The sequence below is a fragment of the Vibrio sp. 10N.261.55.A7 genome, from assembly GCF_002877365.1.
In the GTDB taxonomy this organism is placed as follows: Bacteria; Pseudomonadota; Gammaproteobacteria; order Enterobacterales; family Vibrionaceae; genus Vibrio.
This window is the reverse complement of record NZ_MCWZ01000201.1, coordinates 1-17,223: the sequence shown is the minus strand read 5'-3', so window position 1 is coordinate 17,223 and position 17,223 is coordinate 1. Positions and strand designations below refer to the sequence as shown.

The following is a 17,223-nucleotide window of genomic DNA, read 5'->3' as shown; positions in this document are numbered from 1 at the left end:
TTTTGTAAGCCTGACTAAAAACAAAAATGGCAGTTTTCTTCATCCAAGCCATGAATGCCTTTCTGGCTCGCTAGATGCGCTTTCCCTGCGGCTATTCCCATATTGTACCCTGCGTGCAGCACCTTCTGATTCATGGTCAACCGACGAACGGCGAAGTCTTCTGGTGGCGCAATGACGCGAATGGTGACTCCATTTGGTGGATTACGAATGAACTCCAAAGAGCGATTATAGTTATTCGATCGCTGTAACATGGCCTGAGCAACGTTCGGGTATTTCGCGAGGAGTTTTTTCATCATCCAAGGGGATTTCACTGGGCTCATTTGGTAGCTCAATGGGTGCGAAAGGATCACCGTAATATCGGTTGCTCCTTTTCGATAGGCCTCTTGGACAGGAATCGAGTCTGAAACACCGCCATCGGTATAGCAGCGGCCAGAAAAACAAGGCGTAGTCTTATAGGCAACTGGCAAAGCGGTGGTGGCTTCAACAACCTGGCCCAAATTACTCGGCTGAACATGATAGTAATCTGCGTTTCCTGTATCGATATTGGTCACGGCTGCATACAGTGGAATGGCGCTAAATAGTTGCGCCCAATTCAAAGCGTAGTCACGATTGGATTGCTCCCAAAGCCAACGAACGTCAACAAGATTGCCACCCTTTGCAAATCGAACCGGGCTATAAAACTGCTTGTCGGTTGCGAGCTTAGTGATCACATTTAGGCTTCGCTTCGGGGCATGCCCGAGATAACCAATGAGGTTCGTTGCTCCTGCTGATACACCAATCGCAAAGTCGTAAGGGAGAAAGTGCTCTTCCATAAAGGCATCAAGGACGCCGCTGGCAAAGATGCCGCGCATTGCGCCGCCTTCTACAATAAGCGCTTTCGTTGTTTTGTTTGGTGTGTGGTCTGTGGACATGGGGGCTTCTCAATCTCAATTCTTGTGAATAGGATAATCTTGGCGAGTAGCCTTGGATAATGGGTTGTGTGTATTGGTTTGATAGGCAACGTCGATGTATTCTTTATTTGTCTTTGGTTAACCATATTGTGCTTATGATCTGCCTATTCTTAACGAATGGGTCATCGTTTGAAGGTGGAAAGTTTGGGAGATGGAAAGTTTAAGAGGTGGAAAGTTTAAGAGGTGGAAAGTTTGGGAAATAAAATGCCGATGAAAGAGAGTTTGGCTATAGAGCGCTTCAGTGATCGTTAGCGTATTTGAACAGCTTGAGCGGTACTATGGCCGTTTCGATTGGTGGCCCAGTAAAGACCCATATCAGATAATGGTGGGGGCGATTTTGGTTCAAAACACCAACTGGAAAAACGCAGAGAAAGCGATCGCTAATTTAGGTGACAGGCTCAATCCAGAGGTAATTTCAGCCATGCCGATTGAGGCGCTTGCGCAGAGCATTCGTTCCAGTGGTTATTACAACCAGAAGGCTCTTAAACTGAAAGTCATGACAGAGTGGTATGCCGGATACGAATTCGATATTACGCAAGTGAAGAAACAAGACCTAGCGCTTTTGCGAAAAGAGCTTCTGAGTATCAAAGGGATTGGCGGGGAAACCGCAGACGTGTTCTTGACCTATGCGATTGGTAAGCCCTCGTTTGTGATTGATGCCTACGCCAGAAGGATTTTCAGTCGCCATGGGGTAGTGGTGCCTAAATCTTATGATGCCTTTCGAGAGATGATGCAATCTGCCATTCCACCGGATACCGATGTTTACGCGTATTACCATGGTTTGATTGTGGAGCATGGGCAGCAGTTTTGTCGAACCAACCCATTGTGCGCGCAGTGCCCATTGACACACTCTTGTCAGAAGAGGAGTTAGAGAATGAACGGTCAGAATGACATCGTCTTGATCAGAGGGTTGTTTCGCGGTAAAGCCTACTGGGGGGAGTTTCCACAAGCGTTACAGGCCCGTTTTCCCGATCGTACGATTCGGTGTGTAGAGATCCCTGGCGTTGGAGAGCGCTGGAAGGAACGTTCTCCTACCTCAATTCACGCCATGATGGAGGATATTGGTCAGCAGTTAAACTCACCCAACAGGGTGGATATCATTTCTATCTCAATGGGAGGAATGATCGACTAGTCAGTTGTAAAACGACGCAAGCTATTGCTCATCACTGGAATTTAAATTATCTCACCCATGACGAGAGCGGGCATGATTTACCTTTGGATGACCCTGATTGGCTTATTGAGTGTATAGAGGAGTGGTTTGAGAAAGATGCTCATTGTAGTGATAAGCACCTTTCGGTTTAGTGGAGTATCCATGTGATTCATCGCTTAAAGGACAAACTTAATGAGGCAAGTTGGTCGGCTTTGTTTTTTATATTCTTGGTTAACATAGTGACCTCATTGACACTTTCAAGATTGCTCTGAGATGCGTTTCTGACGCTTGATACGTTTTGATTGATCTCTTGTGCGGCGGCTGACTGTTGTTCTGCTGCGGTTGAGATCTGAGTTGTTTCCAATTCAATGTTGTCCATTATCTTGGTTAATGAGTCTATTTTTGTTCGGGTTTCAGCGGTAAAGTCTATGCATGTTTTCGCTGAGGACTGCCCTTTCTGCATGGATTCAGAGAGTTCATTCACTGAATGGGAAACGCCCTCCATGGATTGATGGATTCTTTCCGTCACTTTTTGGGTTCGTTGACTAAGGTTTCTCACTTCGTCTGCAACAACGGCAAACCCGCGGCCTAACTCCCCAGCTCGTGCGGCTTCGATTGCCGCGTTCAGTGCGAGTAAATTCGTTTGCTCGGCGATGCCTTGAATTTCTGACATCAGCTCGTTTATATTGGCGAATTCATTAGACAGGCTTTCCGTGGAACTTCGCGATGCTTCCACATCATCAACCAATACAGAAACGTGCTGCTGCGTCTTGTCTATAAGGCTATTTGCTTCTTGGCAGTCTTGATTTGCAGACGAGACCTGTTCAATCGAGTTTGACGTATTACGAGAAATCTCGTTTATCGTCATGACCATTTGTTCAATAGCGGTCACGACACTTTCTATTTCTAAGTTCTCTTTTTCTATGGAGTCGAGAACCTGTTCAGAGGTGACTTCAAGGCTGTCAACCTGATGTTGAAGGTTATGGCTGCTGTCTTGCGTTCGACCTAATATCGTTCGTATTCGGCCCTCATCCATCTTGAGATGGTATTCAGCATAATTGCTTGGATCGTCACAAAAGACCAGTCGAGAGACACTGTCGTAGTCTCGCTGTAGGTTGTCGTAAAACTTTTGACGTACAAAAAGATCCTGATAAAGCAACACCACCGTTGTGATAGGAATGATTAAGGTGAAAAGTGGTGAGTAAAATAAACCCGCTAACATAGCGAGTAATGTGACCAAAGAAAGGGTGGGGATGCGCTGTTTTTTGACGAGTTCTAGAATGGCACCGAGGCGATTTCTTTTGCCTTCATTAACGGAGGCGTAGAGTTTTATGGCACGATCTTTTACTTCTGGCGCCAATTTTCTTCTTACTGATTGGTAACCAACCAGTACGCCCTCTTCGAATACTGGCGTAACGAAGGCGTCTACCCAATAGTATCGGCCATCTTTGCAGCGGTTTTTTACGGCACCACGCCAGGCCACCCTTTAGATGGTCCCAAAGATCTTTAAAAGCGGCTTTGGGCATGTCTGGGTGACGAATGATGTTGTGATTTTTATTCAGTAGCTCTTCAGGTGTGTATCCTGCAACTTTGTAAAACTCGTCGTTGGCATAGGTGATAATGCCTCTCTTATCGGTTGTTGATACCAGTTCAACATCTTCAGAGAATTCGACTTCTTCGTCGATGACTTTCATATTTCGTTTGTTCATTGCTTAGCCCGGTAAAGAGTGACTGTTGTCTCACAAGTCCGCTTTGTTTCAGCGCGGTACTTGCGCGAGTATTAACACCTTAAATATAGACTATGAGCAAAGATTCACAGTGCAATCTTAGGCACATTGAGTATAAAACTCATTGTGTCGCTGGGAATAAGGACCAAACAGGTAACTCTCTATGATTTCAAGCTTTTGTATGAATGATGGTGATTGAATTGTGGCTGAACGGGGCAGTGTATTGAGTTGTTTCAGGGAATAAAAAACCACACCGTCACAGAATAATGATAGGTGTGGTTTGAAATGTTTAACGCAATTAACTATGCGTATTTGTGCGCCATTAAACAGCCGTAAGCCGTCATAAATGGGGCTTCTTGGTACTGTTTAAGACCTGTTTCGCTGAACTTAACCGGTAGTGGGTTACGCTTTAGCTTCTCTTTAATTTCAGTGGGTGCCACCACTTCAACGTCTAGGCCTTCAATCAGTTGAATCGCGGCTTCTAGTTTGAAACCAAAACCGCCGCCTGCAAATTTGCCTTTGGTTTGACGCTGACGAATCACGACTTTATCCACTTGGTAGTCTTCCATCAGTTTTGCGAAAGAGAACTGGAAGTCTCGAATCTGTTGAGTATCGTTGCCGTTCGCAATAGACACTTTTGAAGAGCGACAGTCAGGAATATTGAATACACCTTCAGACAGTGAAAGTAGACAAATAACCGCGTCATTACCCTTGATCTCAACACCACAAATTTTCATTTTATTACCTTTTAACTTTAGACCTCGACATTATAGAGGTTAATGACCCTGATAGACAATCAGCCTTTCGCGTTGAACCGTGAAAGGCTGATTTAAGCTGATTGATTTTGGGCAAGAAAGGAGGGGGAGACGGGTACTTGAATCAAGGGGCAACTTTCAGGTTTTCAGTAAGTAGTATTAAATATCGTGACGTTCTTATCGATTAAGTGGTGAAGAGCGAGCGGTCATCTACTATTAAGTCATGAGCTATCAATGAGTTAATTATGGATCCATTAACGCAGGGCGTACTGGGCGCTTCTTTGTCGCAATCAATGAGCAAAAAACAGCATCTGGTTATTGCTGGCTTCTTTGGGCTGATCTCCGGAATGACGCCCGATTTGGATGTATTGATTCACTCACAAAGTGATCCGCTGCTGTTTTTGGAATTTCATCGCCAGTTTACTCATTCACTGCTGTTTATCCCGATTGGCAGCTTTCTGTGTGCTTTGGTGTTGCACCCTCTGTTTGGGAAAAAACGAGGGCTTTCATATAGACAGAGCTGGCTTTATTGCGCTTTAGGCTATGGTACTCATGCGTTGCTAGACGCTTGCACCTCTTACGGTACTCAGCTTTTTTGGCCGATCACCACCGAACGTTTTGCCTGGAATACCGTGTCGGTGATCGATCCGGTTTTTACGCTTCCCATTTTGGTACTTGTGGTCTTTTCAATATTGAAGCGAAACCCTTGGCATGCTCGCGCCGCATTGGTTTGGGCATTGCTGTATCCGACACTGGGGATGATCCAAAGAGACAGAGCTGAAGACGCGGGATGGCAGCTAGCACATGAGCGTCAACATCAACCGATTCGGTTATCGGCAAAGCCAAGCTTCGCGAACATTTTGGTTTGGAAAGTGGTTTACGAAACGGATGAACATTTTCATGTCGACGCGGTCAGAGTAGGCTCATCGGTTAAACGATACCCTGGAGAATCCATCAAAAAGTTAGACGTAGCAAGGGATTTTCCTTGGCTTGACCCTCACTCGCAACAAGCAAAAGACATTGAACGCTTTCGCCACTTCTCAAATGGCTTTATTGCCCGGCACCCAACAGACGAGCTGCGTATCATTGATGTCCGATATTCAATGGTGCCCAACCAGCTAAGTGCACTTTGGAGTCTCCGGTTATCTCAAGCGGCTGACGTCGATGCACACGCAGAGTACTTAACACATCGAGACAACACGAAAGCTTCTCGCGATACCTTCTTGGGTATGTTGTTCGACACGCCATAAGTTCACGACTTCCTAGTGGGCAAACTCACCGGGGTTGTTGTCGCTATCCTCTAGCCGTCTATGTTTATAATCTACTCGGAAGCTATCAATCTTTGATTTTAACTCTTGAACTCAGCCTTTTAACTTAAATGCGCTTGTATCCAACGTGAAATGTCATCAATTTGCTCTGCGCATACACTGTGCTCCATCGCATACTCGCTATACTCTGGCGCAAAGCCTTGGTTAGTCAGCTTTTGAAGCGCTTGCTTACCCAGTAGTGGGGCGACAACAGGGTCATAGGTGCCGTGCATGATGCTGATATCAAGGTCTCGGTTACTGTCATGAAGAACAATCGAGTCCTTTGTTGCAAAGTAGGTCGACATGGCGAGTAAACCGGCTAAGGGTTGTGGGTAAGTTAACGATGCTTGGTAGGCAACAGCGCCACCTTGAGAGAAGCCAGCAAGAATAATACGGTCTGATTGAATACCGCGTTGAATCTCGCGATCAATCAATGCTTGAACCGCTTGCGCTGACTGGTTGAGCTGTTCGGCGTCAACCGTGCGTTCAATACTCATGTCGAGAATATCGTACCAGGCAGGCATTACCATACCGCCATTGACGGTCACTGGAATGGATGGTGAGTGTGGGAATACAAACCGAATAGCGAATTCACTTGGCAGATTCAGCTCTTTGACGATTGGCTCAAAATCATGGCCATCGGCCCCTAAACCGTGCAGCCAAATGACGGCAGCATCCGCAGTGTTCTTGGGTTCAACTTCAATACGTGGTAAAAAATTCATAGTAGATGTCTCTTAGGGTTTCATTTTCCATCAACTTCCCTCAATTATTCATTAATAAGCGCATATATTGATGGCAACCAAGGGTAAAGCAGTCAGCCATGATCTTGGTACTGACTCACTAAAACAGGCATTGCCACTATGAGATGGGTGAGAGGTTTGTGCAAGGACAAATCAGCCACTTATCTCGATTGCTCTGGCATATAGAGGAAATATGTCGTGCAGAGTAACGCGGTTGCCTATGCTATGATTATTGTCATAAGACTCTTTAAGGAGCAGGTTTCAAGCAGCAGGTTTCACCACCCCATTTAATCTGCTATAACGCCTACCAGCCGAAATCAGTAATGATTCGCTCTTTTCACGTTTTTAAGGAAACGTCTACTATGCCAATGTTCCAGCGCCTCAGCGTTACCCTGCTTTTAGCCGCAACGCTTGTCGGGTGCGCGTATCTTCCTGATGAAGTTGAACACACGAGTGAGGCAAAACCGCTTCACTACTCTAGCCAACTGTCGGCGCTTAACGACGTTTTCTGGAGCGAGCAATCAAGTGCTGAACAGAGCGCTATCGTAGTACAAGAATCGGGTTGGGATGCGTTGGCACAACGATTGGCGCTCATAGACACAGCGCAGCACACCATTGATATTCAGTACTATATTTGGAATTCAGATTCGTCTGGGCACTATCTGGCGAGTCGTTTACTGGCCGCCGCTGAAAGAGGGGTGCATGTTCGCGTCATGCTGGATGACATCAACCTCAATGAACGTGAAGATTTGCTCGTGACGCTCGATTCTCACCCTAATGCAGAGATTCGTGTATTCAATCCTACTCCTAACCGTCGTGGTGTCGCTAAGTGGTTTAATTTTCTTGGTGATTTTTCGCGTTTAAATCGACGTATGCACAACAAATCTTTCACCGTGGATGGGGCATTTTCGATTGTCGGGGGAAGAAACATTGGCGATGAGTATTTCGACCTTTCTGACGAGATCAACTTTCGAGATCGAGACGTTATGGTTGTCGGGGAAGTGGTGGTCGATATTCAATCTGGGTTTGCCCAATACTGGGATAGCCGTTGGTCGTACCCTGTCGAGTTACTGGGGGGAGAGCCAATGAGCGATCTCTCAGTGGTGAGTGACGCGGCGGCTCCTCATTATCTCAACTATCCTGCACTGCCCGTTGGCGAAGAGATATCTCGTCAGTTTATGGCGTCGCTAATGAACGAGATGCTTCCTGTAAAAGCGCATTATGTGTACGACCAACCTGTTCCAGTCGACGCAGGCAACACAAACGAACCGAAAGCGACGGCCCAATACCTCACGTCGCTGGCGCAGCAATCTGAGCAAGAAGTGCTTCTAGAGTCTGCGTATTTAATATTTGATGATACCCAACTCAAGGGTTGGCAAGCTCTGAGCGAGAAAGGGGTGCAGATCAAAGCGCTGACTAACTCAATGGCTTCCAATGATTTAGTGACGAACCATTCTGGCTATGCAGGCCGAAGGCAAGAAATGCTCGAACATGGCATCGAGTTGTTTGAGTTAAAGCCCATGGCAAGCTTATGTCAGGAGTCAACCAAAGACGCTTTGAAGTGCGCGCCTCATACTGGTTACGGGCTTCATGCGAAATCGGCCGTCTTTGACAACCGCATTGCGGTGATCGGATCGTTTAATTTTAACCTGCGCTCGACCTACTTGAATACAGAATCTCTATTAGTGATTGAAAATCAAGGTGTGGCTGAAACACTCGCTGGGGAGATAAGCCACGCTATGATTGAAGAGAATAGCTGGAGTCTCAGTCTAGAAGAGGGAGATGTGCGTTGGTGGTCCGGTGAAGAAAGCCTAAATAGCGAGCCAGAAACGGGCAGATGGGAACGATTTGAATCCTATTTTCTTCAGCTGTTTCCAATAGAAAAGTACTTGTAATTTAGACATCGAAAACGAGCCGAAATTGGCTCGTTTTTGTTTTTCAGTTAAACCCATTGTCGGCTTAGTTCATTAAGTACAGCCACGGCTATCTTAGATAAGCAGGCTATTCGCCAGCAAGGTGAACAATGTCGGTGTATTGAGGGCGCCAGCCAAGTTCATTCTTTATTTTCTCTGAGCTCATGCATTGATCCAGCATTGGCCCTAGCGCCCATTCGCCTTGTTCTGAGAGTACGTCGGTTTTCGGCACGGCTATTGGCTCTGACGGAAGGTTAAGTTTTTTGGTGCGTGCTTGTGCAATGTCGCCAACCCTTACGCCCTCTTCGCTGCACACGTTGTAGGCGCTGCCCGCTTTTCCCTGCTCCAAAACCAGTCGGTATGCCGAAGCAAGATCTTTGAGATGAACCACTGGCCAGCGTGTGTCGAGAGATCCCCACACCTGAATGCGATCGTCTATGGGTATGAAATCAGCAAGCGCTCCACCTTCTTGTTCATAGGCTATGCCGGGGTGAATAATGCACGTTTTCAAATTGGGTGCGTCGAGAAGCCGTTGGCTATGGGGCACCATCCAATCGAATGTTGCTATTGGGTTGAGTTCACTTCTTTCCGTGGCAGGGGTATCCCCCGTTTCCCCATACAGCCAGACGCCGCCGGTGTAGATGAAGTGTATGGCGCGGTTAAGTTGGTGGCTTTGCTCAATCAGTGCGTCGATAACACGGCGATCAATCGGGGCCATATCCTCACAAAATGTTGCGGCGGCATGAATGATTGCATCGACGGTTTGAAGCGATGTTGACCACTGTTTTGGTGCTTTTAGGTCCCCCATGACAACCTCTGCGCCTTTATCGATGACTTGTTGCGCCGCCGAATCGGAGCGAGCTAAAGCCAATACGGAATGGCCATGCTGCAGCAGTTCATTCAGTATAGCGCTGCCGATCGTACCGGTGGCTCCAAGTAATAGAATTCGCATTTTTTTTCTCCTTTTTATAAAAGAAGTCAGCCTAAATCCTCAACCTGACTTGAGGTCAACACTTAATAGTGAGACACACGTATTTGGCGCTGTTTTTACTTAGATTATGTTCATTAAAAAGTGAGCTGCTCACCATCGAGTGGTATCAAGACTTTATTGCTCAGTCCTTCAGCAACCAGCGACTGACGAAGTGTTTCTCGGTCAACCGGGCAGTGATTCAGGGCTTCCATATGGTTGGCGATGACTTTTCCTGGAGAGCGTCTGATGAACTCGATCGTCTCATGCCCTGACATGAGTAAGGGTTGACCGACATCCATTTGCGCTTCGCCTGTCGCGACGACAGTAATGTCGGGTTGATGCACTAGCAGAGCGTGTTTGATGTCATCGGTTAATACCGTGTCTCCACTGATGTAAATGGACGGCTCGTTGGGTAACTCGATGACAAAACCAACGCCATTCGCCATAACATTGTGTATCCAACCGTGGCCATGCTGGGCCGGTATAGCCGTGATTTTTCCGCCCCAAAAGTCGAGCACTTGCCAGTCATCGATTCCATTTGAAACAGTGATGCCGTACTTTTCTAAATAGGCTTTATCTCGGCTAGGCGTGATGACTGGAATGTTGTTCTCAATCAGAAATCGCTCACCGGCTGAATCCAGATGATCCGTGTGTTGCAGAGGTTTAATGCCAAAGGTGCGGCTGTGCGTGACCAATGCATGAGTGACTTTGCTTAAAATGTCATCAGCGTTGCTTGGGAGATCGACCGTGGGGTTTTTCTGGCTCTTAAAACGCATGACGGAAAAGGGGGGAAGTGAGCCCCTTTTACCCAACATTGGGTCGATAAGAATAAAGTGATTGTTTGATTCAATGACAAATGTCGCGCTTCGCAGGTGGTGGATGATCATTACTGTTCCTTACGATTTAAACGGTGATAAACAGTATGCAATACCTCTTTTGTGTGTAAAACTGTCCTTTAGGACACTTAGCGCTCAATTTGGGTCATTATGAAAAGTAGAGAAACGTTTAAGGTTGTCATGGTGGTGGCAAATGGCATCAGTGCCTTCCATTTGTCGGTGCCTTGTTTGGTTTTTCGTGATGCGTTTCAGGATGCGTTTCCAGACAGAAAACCGTTGTTTGACCTCTCTTTATGCAGCGTATCAGGCTGTGAAGTGGCAACGGGTTCAGGCTTTTCTATTTCGGTGTCTGACGATGTAAGCGTGTTGGAAGAAGCCGACATCATCGTTATTCCTGGTTGGGATAATGCCATCCCCCATGCCCCCACATTTTTGATCGACATGTTAACGAAAGCGCATCAACGTGGCGCGACGTTAGTGGGTTTGTGTCTTGGTGCGTTTGTGGTTGCCGAAACGCGCTTGCTCGATGGTAAAACCGCCACCACACATTGGGGCTATTCCGAAGCCTTCACGCAGCGCTACCCGAATGTGGTGTTTGATAGTCAGCCTTTGTTTATCGACCATGAACAGCTGATTACCTCTGCGGGCACCGCCGCATCTTTGGATTGCTGTCTTCACATCGTTAGAAAGCTGCATGGCAGTGATGTCGCCAGCCAATTGGCAAGAGTGATGGTGACCGCGCCGTTTCGCTCAGGTGGGCAGCAGCAGTACATCCCTGCGCCGATATCCAGCCGAGTGGATCAACCAACAAGCTTTACGCTGGTAATTGAACAGGTTGAAAAGCACGTAAACCAGCCGGTAAACATTGACGATCTTGCTAAGCGCTGCGCAATGAGTCGGCGAACGTTCACTCGTCAGTTTAAAGCGACCTACGGCTGTACATTTGGTGAGTGGCTTTTGACTCAAAGGCTGACGTTGAGCCAGCAGCTTCTGGAAAGCAGTGATTACGCCATTGCTCAAGTTGCTGAGCTGTCAGGTTTTGGCTCAGAAAGTGTCTACCGTAAGAACTTTAAAACAGCGTTCCAAATTTCTCCGTCGCAGTGGCGACTCAATTTTAGTGGTATGAGGGAGCAAGAGTAATGTGCGAAATCAGTTGTAGCGCATCATGAGCAAGGTTTTCGAGTTTAAATCCATTCTATTAGCCTGCGTCATCATCAGTGTCGGCCAGTTAAGTATGGGGTTGGTTTTCCCATCGCTGCCTTGGATAGCGAAAGACTTTGATATCTCCCTTGAGGAAGCCCAGCTTCTGGTGAGTATCTACCTGCTTGGCTTTGGCCCATCGCAATTCATTTATGGGCCTATTTCGGATGCGTTAGGGCGGAAGAAAGTGCTGCTTACGGGCTTGTTCATTGCCATACTTGGCCTGTTTATGATCATCGCTTTTCGTGACTCCTTCTCTGGGATGGTGGCTGGACGTTTTCTTCAGGGCTTAGGAACGGGGTGCTGCGCTGTATTGGCTAGGGCATCAACCCGCGACCGATTTAGTGGGGCTGATCTGCCTTTGGCCCTGTCTTATATTGCGATGGTAGCGTCTATCACACCGCTGTTTGCCCCCGTCATTGGTGGTTTTATTAACTTCCACTTTGGCTGGAGCATGGTGTTTATGTCGTTGCTCGGCTATGTGTCTCTTGCCTGGGTGTTGTTTGCGTTTCGCTTTAAAGAGACGGTTGCTGAGCGAAGTGCGATTCCGTCAGTAAAGAAAATGGTTCGGCAGTATCGCGATCTTCTCACATCGCGCTACTTCATGAGCTTTGCGAGTATTGGTTGGCTTAACTTTAGCTTGATGATTACAACGGTTTCGGTCATGCCTTTCATTATGCAGAACCAAATCGGCATGACGTCGGATGAATATGCGTTGTGGGCGCTTATCCCTGCGTTAGGCATGCTTGCCGGCACCAGTATTTGTAATCGCGTTCGGCCAATCATTGGTAGTAAGAAAATGTTGCTCTGTACGCCGTTTTTGCATCTCAGTGCGGCGATTTGGCTGTTTGTGTGCCCCGTTGAACCTTTGTATCTCATGCTTGGTCAGTTGCTCATGATACTCGGCAATGGTATTGCTTTGCCTTGCGCGCAAGCACTTGTGATGCAGCCTTACAAGAAGAATGCGGGTGCCGCCGCTGCGATGTCTGGGGGCGGACAAATGATCATGTCTTCAATGGTCAGTATGGGAGCAGTGTTGTTAGGTCTTGGGCAAGCGTGGCATTTGTCGCTGCTTATCAGTCTTTTTGCTGTGATTACCTTGGCCAATATTCTGCGCGGCTTCCGGTGCCTTGACTCGGAAAAATAAGCTCTGTCCTGCTCTGTTCCGTGTCTTGCTGTTTTATTGCAATAAGCATAAGCATAAGCATGAGATGCGTTGGGTAGGCGTTCATTAAGGCCCATCGATGTGAGCGCTGACCACCAACATTGTGAACCGTATAGTCAAAGAGAGTCGACTATCTTCGTGAAGCACGTGGTTTATCCGCTCTCCCTTTTAAGCGTTATAAACGCACTAAGTTGTCAGGTTCAATGTCGACCAATACATTACCAAGTATCGATTCAAACGCCTCTGGTGGCATTGGTTTCGCATACAGGTTTCCTTGCCCATAGTCACATTGTATCTTCGCTAAGAATTGTGACTGAGAGGCGGTTTCAATCCCCTCAGCGACGACTTTAATTTTAAGCTGATGGGCCATTGAAACGACGGCTGAACAAAGAGACGAGTCATTGAGTTCGTCATCAATATCCATTACAAAGCTCCGGTCGATTTTTAAACCATCAATATTAAATTCCCTTAGATAGCCGAGCGATGAATACCCTGTGCCAAAATCATCGAGCCAGACTTCAATACCTATGCGTCTAAAGTTATCTAACGTCTCTTTCGCACTGACCTTGTCAAACATTAATGCGGTTTCTGTTACTTCAACATGCAGGCGTGAGGTGTCTAACTGATGGTGTTCAAGCTGTTGGCGCACGGTATTGAATATCTTGCTTCCATAGAGCTGTTTAGGAGACAAATTGATCGCAACATGAAAGCCAGGAGGAAGCATATTGGCATCCCACTTTTTCAGGTCGGTACATGCTTGCTCGACTATCCAATCACTTAAGGGGTGAATGATGTCGGTGGCTTCTGCAACGGGTATAAACTCGTCGGGAGTGATATTGCCTTTGGTTGGGTGCTTCCAACGTATCAAGGCTTCTGCACCGATGATGATGCCCGTTTTGAGATCCACTTTGGGTTGGTAGTAGAGCTGAAATTGAGAGAGATCCGAAATCGCCAAGCGCAGTTCTTTTTCGATACGCCCTTTGATCAAGACCTGATTTTCCATTTCATTGGTAAAATGACTGTAACAGCCCTTGCTACTTGATTTGACCGTGTACATGGCGATATCAGCCTTCTTCACCAAATCTTCGGCAGAATCGCCGGAATCAGGGTAGGTAGAGATCCCTAAGCTGACACCAACGACGACGGATTCTCCAGCATCTTCGAGATAGATTGGCGTTCTCATCATTTTGACAACATCTGAAGCGAACTCTGACACGGACTCCACGGTTTGACCGCCGAATAGACAAAGTAAAAATTCGTCCCCGCCGACCCTTGCCGCTAAACTACTGGCTTTGCATTTGTCATTGATACAGGTCGTATTCTGTAGAGCATTTTTTAGTCTCTGCGCGACTTCAAACAGCAATTCATCGCCTGCTTGATGCCCCAGATTATCGTTCACTCGTTTAAACCCATCGAGATCCATAAAAAGGACTGAAAATCGATTGTTAGATTCTTGGCTTGATTTAATCGTATGTTCTATGTGCTGGAGGAATTGAGTTCGATTCGGTAAAAGAGTTAATGGGTCATTGTACGCTAGGAACTCAATCTCATCTTTACGCTGCTTAAGGTTGATATCCATGTCATTAAATGCCGATGCTAACTCACCGAGTTCATCACTGCGGTAGATGTTGTTCGTCATTAAATGTTCACCATCACTGATATGTCTTGATTGCCTTAAAAGATTGGTAATCGGTTTAATCAATGTTCCTGCCATGAAGATTGAGTAACATAAACTCAGCAGACACATCGCTATGGTTACGATGACGGTTAACATCGTACTGTGCTGTCTACTCGAACTATTGAGTTGTCGAATTGTCGCTTTGTTTTCATTTATAACGTCTTTGACGGCACTGAGTGAATATCCCATTACGATGCCACCTAACAGGCGTTCATTCATTATTAGCGGTCGTGCTAGGGTGAGCTCCGAGTCAGTTGCTTGAGAAAAAGGATTTTTTAGATTCAGTACATTTTCTAAAACCAATGGTTTATCGAGGAACATTCCATAATCATCGGCCAGTTCAGAGCCAGAATAGATAACCCGCCCATCAGCATCGAAGACTTTGATAAAGATGACAGAATCGTTTTTGAAGGCCGGCTCGAGTAGTGAGTGAATGGTTTCGATGTCATAAAAATACATCGGATTAAGGAGGGCTTCGGCCAGGTAAGAGACGGATTGTTCCGTCTGGTTCTTTGCGCTGTCGATGAAACGATCAGAAATGCTTTCTTTATTTTTATCAAGTATTTGCTTGTCGTAGTAAGTAGAGATAAGCGCTTGGGAAACGGTTAAGCAACCCATGGTTAGAAAAACCATAAGCATATTCCCAAGAACTAACTTACTTTTTAATTTCATTACATTCGTCTCTTGTCCTTATCGAACGAAAATTTCACCAACCAGCGTTTTTTGCTCTCCAACCCATTGAAGGCTGCTCTCTATTTCTGGTGTGATTGAATCAAACATTTTTGTCTTTTTGTACGCTCTAAGGGCTTTGTATCCTTCAGGGTCTAAGTGTGCATTTAACAGTAGTTTCAAGATATCTTGCTTGAGCTCAGGGGGCATAGAGCTTCGATTTAATATTAAAGATCGCGGCAGCGTTTGGCTGGTGTAGATCACTTGCAGTTCATTTCGCACCTGGTCGGGTATTTCTTTTCCCCAATCAAGATTGCTAAACGCCGCAGCCGCAACAATGTTTCTATGGACCCAACTCATCATATTGGTTTCCCCCCCTGAACGAGAAAATTCGTCTGAAAAAATGTAGCCAATTTTTCCATCAGGCGGCACTTCTCGAGGAGAGGTTAACTCATAAAGTTGGTAACCTTGATCTAGCAAAGTGGCTGCGGGTATGAGAAAAGCGCTGGTTGACCCTCTATCTTCAAAAACAACCGTTTTACCTTTCAGATCATCCAATGAATTGACGCCATTATTTAGCCGCGAAAAAAACACAGTACTGTATTCAGCAACGTCATCCTTCCACCGTCTCGCGAGTAGTTGCGCGTCTGCATTTTGGATCAGCTCTTGCGAGGCAAAAACCGTTTCAGACACTAGGTCAACTTGCCCGTTTTTTAGCCAGTGAGTCATTTGTCGAACATCTTTGGCGATGACGACGCGCGCGGTCGTGATATTGTGCTGCTGGAGGTTCGCTGCCATATATTCAGCAAAGGGTTGTGTTCGTTTGTATGCCCTCTGAGGGTTGGAGCTAATGACGCCAATAACCAGCAATTCTTCTCGTGAAAGGGTATCCGCGAACAGTGAATGAGAGGATAGGGCGATACTTACGAAGCCAATAAATAGAATGATTGCGTTGCGTATAGAAAATTGACAAGGCATGCATCACTCCGGTTAAACCCTTAATTATTCACCTAGTAAAGAGTAGACAGTGAATAGAGTGTCATCAATGATTGTTGACTTATTTATTAATTGTTTCACCTGTTTAGTGTTTCGACTCGCAGGTTTTCAGTTTTTGTTCGTGCACATTATCCATGACGAAAATAAACGGCTAAGAGAGAATGAAAGTTATTCGGAGTGATGCGATCCATTTATTGTCTTACTGTGATGCATTTTATACTTGCGATACGCCTTTGCCGACCCACCGCAGCAATTGCTTCGTTGCCTTGGATAAGACCTGATTCTGCCTCACAATATAGCCTAGATCAGTGCTGGGGAATTCCTCGAGGAGTGTGACTGGTGAGGTGAGAGAACGTGAGTTTGAAATGGCGAATTCAGGAACAATCGCGACACCAAATCCGGCTTCAGCCCAATCAATCTGAGCGTCTACGCTGCCGACTTCCATGACACGATGTTTCGGCAGGTTAAGCTTTGGCAGAGCACTATCAATCAATTCTCGCGTTCGCGTATCGTGGCCGAGTAAAATCAACGTGAGTTCCGTGTTTTTGCTACCACTGGCGTCGTTATTGTCTTGTGATACTCGCTCAAATCCATTGCCAAAAGCCACCCATTTCACCTGTTGCAACTCAACAAAGTGCAGCGGCTGTGTTTGTTTTTGTGAGATAACAAAACCCAGGTCGGCTTCCGCGTTCTTGACCAGCTCAGAGGCTTGAGCTGAGGTGGTATTGAGTAGTGTGATATCAATACCTGGGTAGGTGGTTTTAAACAGCTTGAAGGCGTCAATCAACAGCATTCGAGAGATGATATCACTCGCTGCAATGGTGATGGTTCCCGTATCCAGATCGTTTAGGGCATTGAGGTCGGCTTGGCATATTGTCAGCTCTTGCAGTGCTCTCTGACTGCTTTCGAGCAATCGAACACCCGCTTGTGTTAGGTGAAAGGGACTTCGCTCAATAAGCTTGACGCCAGTTGTTTGCTCTAACTGTTTCAGGTGCAGGCTCACATTGGGTTGGGTCATGTGAAGAGCAATGGCTGTTTTTCCGAAGTGCTTGTATTCGGCCAAGGTGACGAATGTTTTTAACCAATGAATATCGAGCATGCAAAAGCCTTTTTAATGACGAATGTTCGTTAAAGGGAAACCTCCCACAGTAAATGCCTATATGTATT

The 17,223-nt window shown here is 46.4% G+C and carries 16 protein-coding genes; 6 read left to right on the top strand and 10 right to left on the bottom strand.

Features of this window, described 5'->3' with window-relative positions; all coding sequences use genetic code 11:
• Positions 1-14: 14 nt before the first annotated feature.
• Positions 15-911: a patatin family protein gene (locus BCU12_RS10410; RefSeq protein ID WP_102404227.1), complete on the bottom strand. Its 897-nt coding sequence runs from the start codon at positions 909-911 to the stop codon at positions 15-17.
• Between the two features lie 280 nt (positions 912-1,191).
• Between BCU12_RS10410 and BCU12_RS10405 the strand changes: the two genes are divergently transcribed.
• Together BCU12_RS10405 and BCU12_RS10400 are read left to right on the top strand one after the other, a co-directional pair.
• Positions 1,192-1,821 (top strand): endonuclease, encoded by a 630-nt coding sequence (locus BCU12_RS10405; RefSeq protein ID WP_241909805.1) that lies wholly within the window; start codon positions 1,192-1,194, stop codon positions 1,819-1,821.
• Positions 1,822-1,824: 3 nt separating this feature from the next.
• Positions 1,825-2,082, top strand: coding sequence for an alpha/beta hydrolase (locus BCU12_RS10400; protein ID WP_102404226.1), 258 nt, complete (start codon positions 1,825-1,827; stop codon positions 2,080-2,082).
• Positions 2,083-2,269: 187 nt separating this feature from the next.
• Here BCU12_RS10400 and BCU12_RS10395 read toward each other — a convergent pair whose 3' ends face one another.
• From BCU12_RS10395 to BCU12_RS10390, 3 genes are all read right to left on the bottom strand, one after another.
• Entirely contained in the window at positions 2,270-3,460 is a 1,191-nt protein-coding gene (locus tag BCU12_RS10395) for a methyl-accepting chemotaxis protein (protein ID WP_241909804.1), read from the bottom strand.
• Entirely contained in the window at positions 3,411-3,809 is a 399-nt protein-coding gene (locus BCU12_RS23615; RefSeq protein WP_241909803.1) for a PAS domain-containing protein, read from the bottom strand. Before BCU12_RS23615 ends, BCU12_RS10395 begins: the two co-directional genes overlap by 50 nt.
• 320 nt (positions 3,810-4,129) lie before the next feature.
• On the bottom strand, positions 4,130-4,564 hold the full coding sequence (locus BCU12_RS10390; protein WP_102404225.1) for a DUF3010 family protein: 435 nt from the start codon (positions 4,562-4,564) through the stop codon (positions 4,130-4,132).
• A 263-nt stretch (positions 4,565-4,827) separates the two neighbouring features.
• Here BCU12_RS10390 and BCU12_RS10385 point away from each other — a divergent pair, with 263 nt between their 5' ends.
• Complete coding sequence (locus tag BCU12_RS10385; RefSeq protein ID WP_102404224.1) at positions 4,828-5,832, top strand: metal-dependent hydrolase; 1,005 nt, start codon at positions 4,828-4,830, stop codon at positions 5,830-5,832.
• 119 nt (positions 5,833-5,951) lie between these two features.
• Here BCU12_RS10385 and BCU12_RS10380 read toward each other — a convergent pair whose 3' ends face one another.
• A complete protein-coding gene (locus BCU12_RS10380; protein ID WP_102404223.1) occupies positions 5,952-6,611 on the bottom strand; it encodes a carboxylesterase in 660 nt (219 codons plus the stop codon).
• Between the two features lie 380 nt (positions 6,612-6,991).
• Between BCU12_RS10380 and BCU12_RS10375 the strand changes: the two genes are divergently transcribed.
• Complete coding sequence (locus BCU12_RS10375; RefSeq protein ID WP_102404222.1) at positions 6,992-8,524, top strand: phospholipase D family protein; 1,533 nt, start codon at positions 6,992-6,994, stop codon at positions 8,522-8,524.
• 106 nt (positions 8,525-8,630) lie between these two features.
• Here the strand turns inward: BCU12_RS10375 and BCU12_RS10370 are convergent, their stop codons facing one another.
• Both BCU12_RS10370 and BCU12_RS10365 read right to left on the bottom strand, forming a co-directional pair.
• Positions 8,631-9,494 (bottom strand): NAD-dependent epimerase/dehydratase family protein, encoded by an 864-nt coding sequence (locus BCU12_RS10370; protein WP_102404221.1) that lies wholly within the window; start codon positions 9,492-9,494, stop codon positions 8,631-8,633.
• Between the two features lie 113 nt (positions 9,495-9,607).
• Positions 9,608-10,399, bottom strand: a complete 792-nt coding sequence (locus tag BCU12_RS10365) for an MBL fold metallo-hydrolase (protein WP_102404220.1) — start codon at positions 10,397-10,399, stop codon at positions 9,608-9,610.
• A gap of 99 nt (positions 10,400-10,498) precedes the next feature.
• Between BCU12_RS10365 and BCU12_RS10360 the strand changes: the two genes are divergently transcribed.
• Positions 10,499-11,488: a helix-turn-helix domain-containing protein gene (locus BCU12_RS10360; RefSeq protein WP_241909802.1), complete on the top strand. Its 990-nt coding sequence runs from the start codon at positions 10,499-10,501 to the stop codon at positions 11,486-11,488.
• Positions 11,489-11,513: 25 nt separating this feature from the next.
• The gene (locus BCU12_RS10355) at positions 11,514-12,695 is read left to right on the top strand and encodes a multidrug effflux MFS transporter (protein WP_102404218.1); all 1,182 of its coding nucleotides are present in this window, start codon (positions 11,514-11,516) and stop codon (positions 12,693-12,695) included.
• 193 nt (positions 12,696-12,888) lie between these two features.
• Here BCU12_RS10355 and BCU12_RS10350 read toward each other — a convergent pair whose 3' ends face one another.
• The 3 genes from BCU12_RS10350 to BCU12_RS10340 all read right to left on the bottom strand — a co-directional run bounded on the left by BCU12_RS10350 (position 12,889) and on the right by BCU12_RS10340 (position 17,155).
• A complete protein-coding gene (locus BCU12_RS10350; protein WP_241909801.1) occupies positions 12,889-15,024 on the bottom strand; it encodes an EAL domain-containing protein in 2,136 nt (711 codons plus the stop codon).
• A 57-nt stretch (positions 15,025-15,081) separates the two neighbouring features.
• Entirely contained in the window at positions 15,082-16,038 is a 957-nt protein-coding gene (locus tag BCU12_RS10345) for a phosphate/phosphite/phosphonate ABC transporter substrate-binding protein (RefSeq protein ID WP_102404216.1), read from the bottom strand.
• Between the two features lie 232 nt (positions 16,039-16,270).
• Positions 16,271-17,155, bottom strand: coding sequence for a LysR family transcriptional regulator (locus BCU12_RS10340; RefSeq protein WP_102404215.1), 885 nt, complete (start codon positions 17,153-17,155; stop codon positions 16,271-16,273).
• Positions 17,156-17,223: the final 68 nt, after the last annotated feature.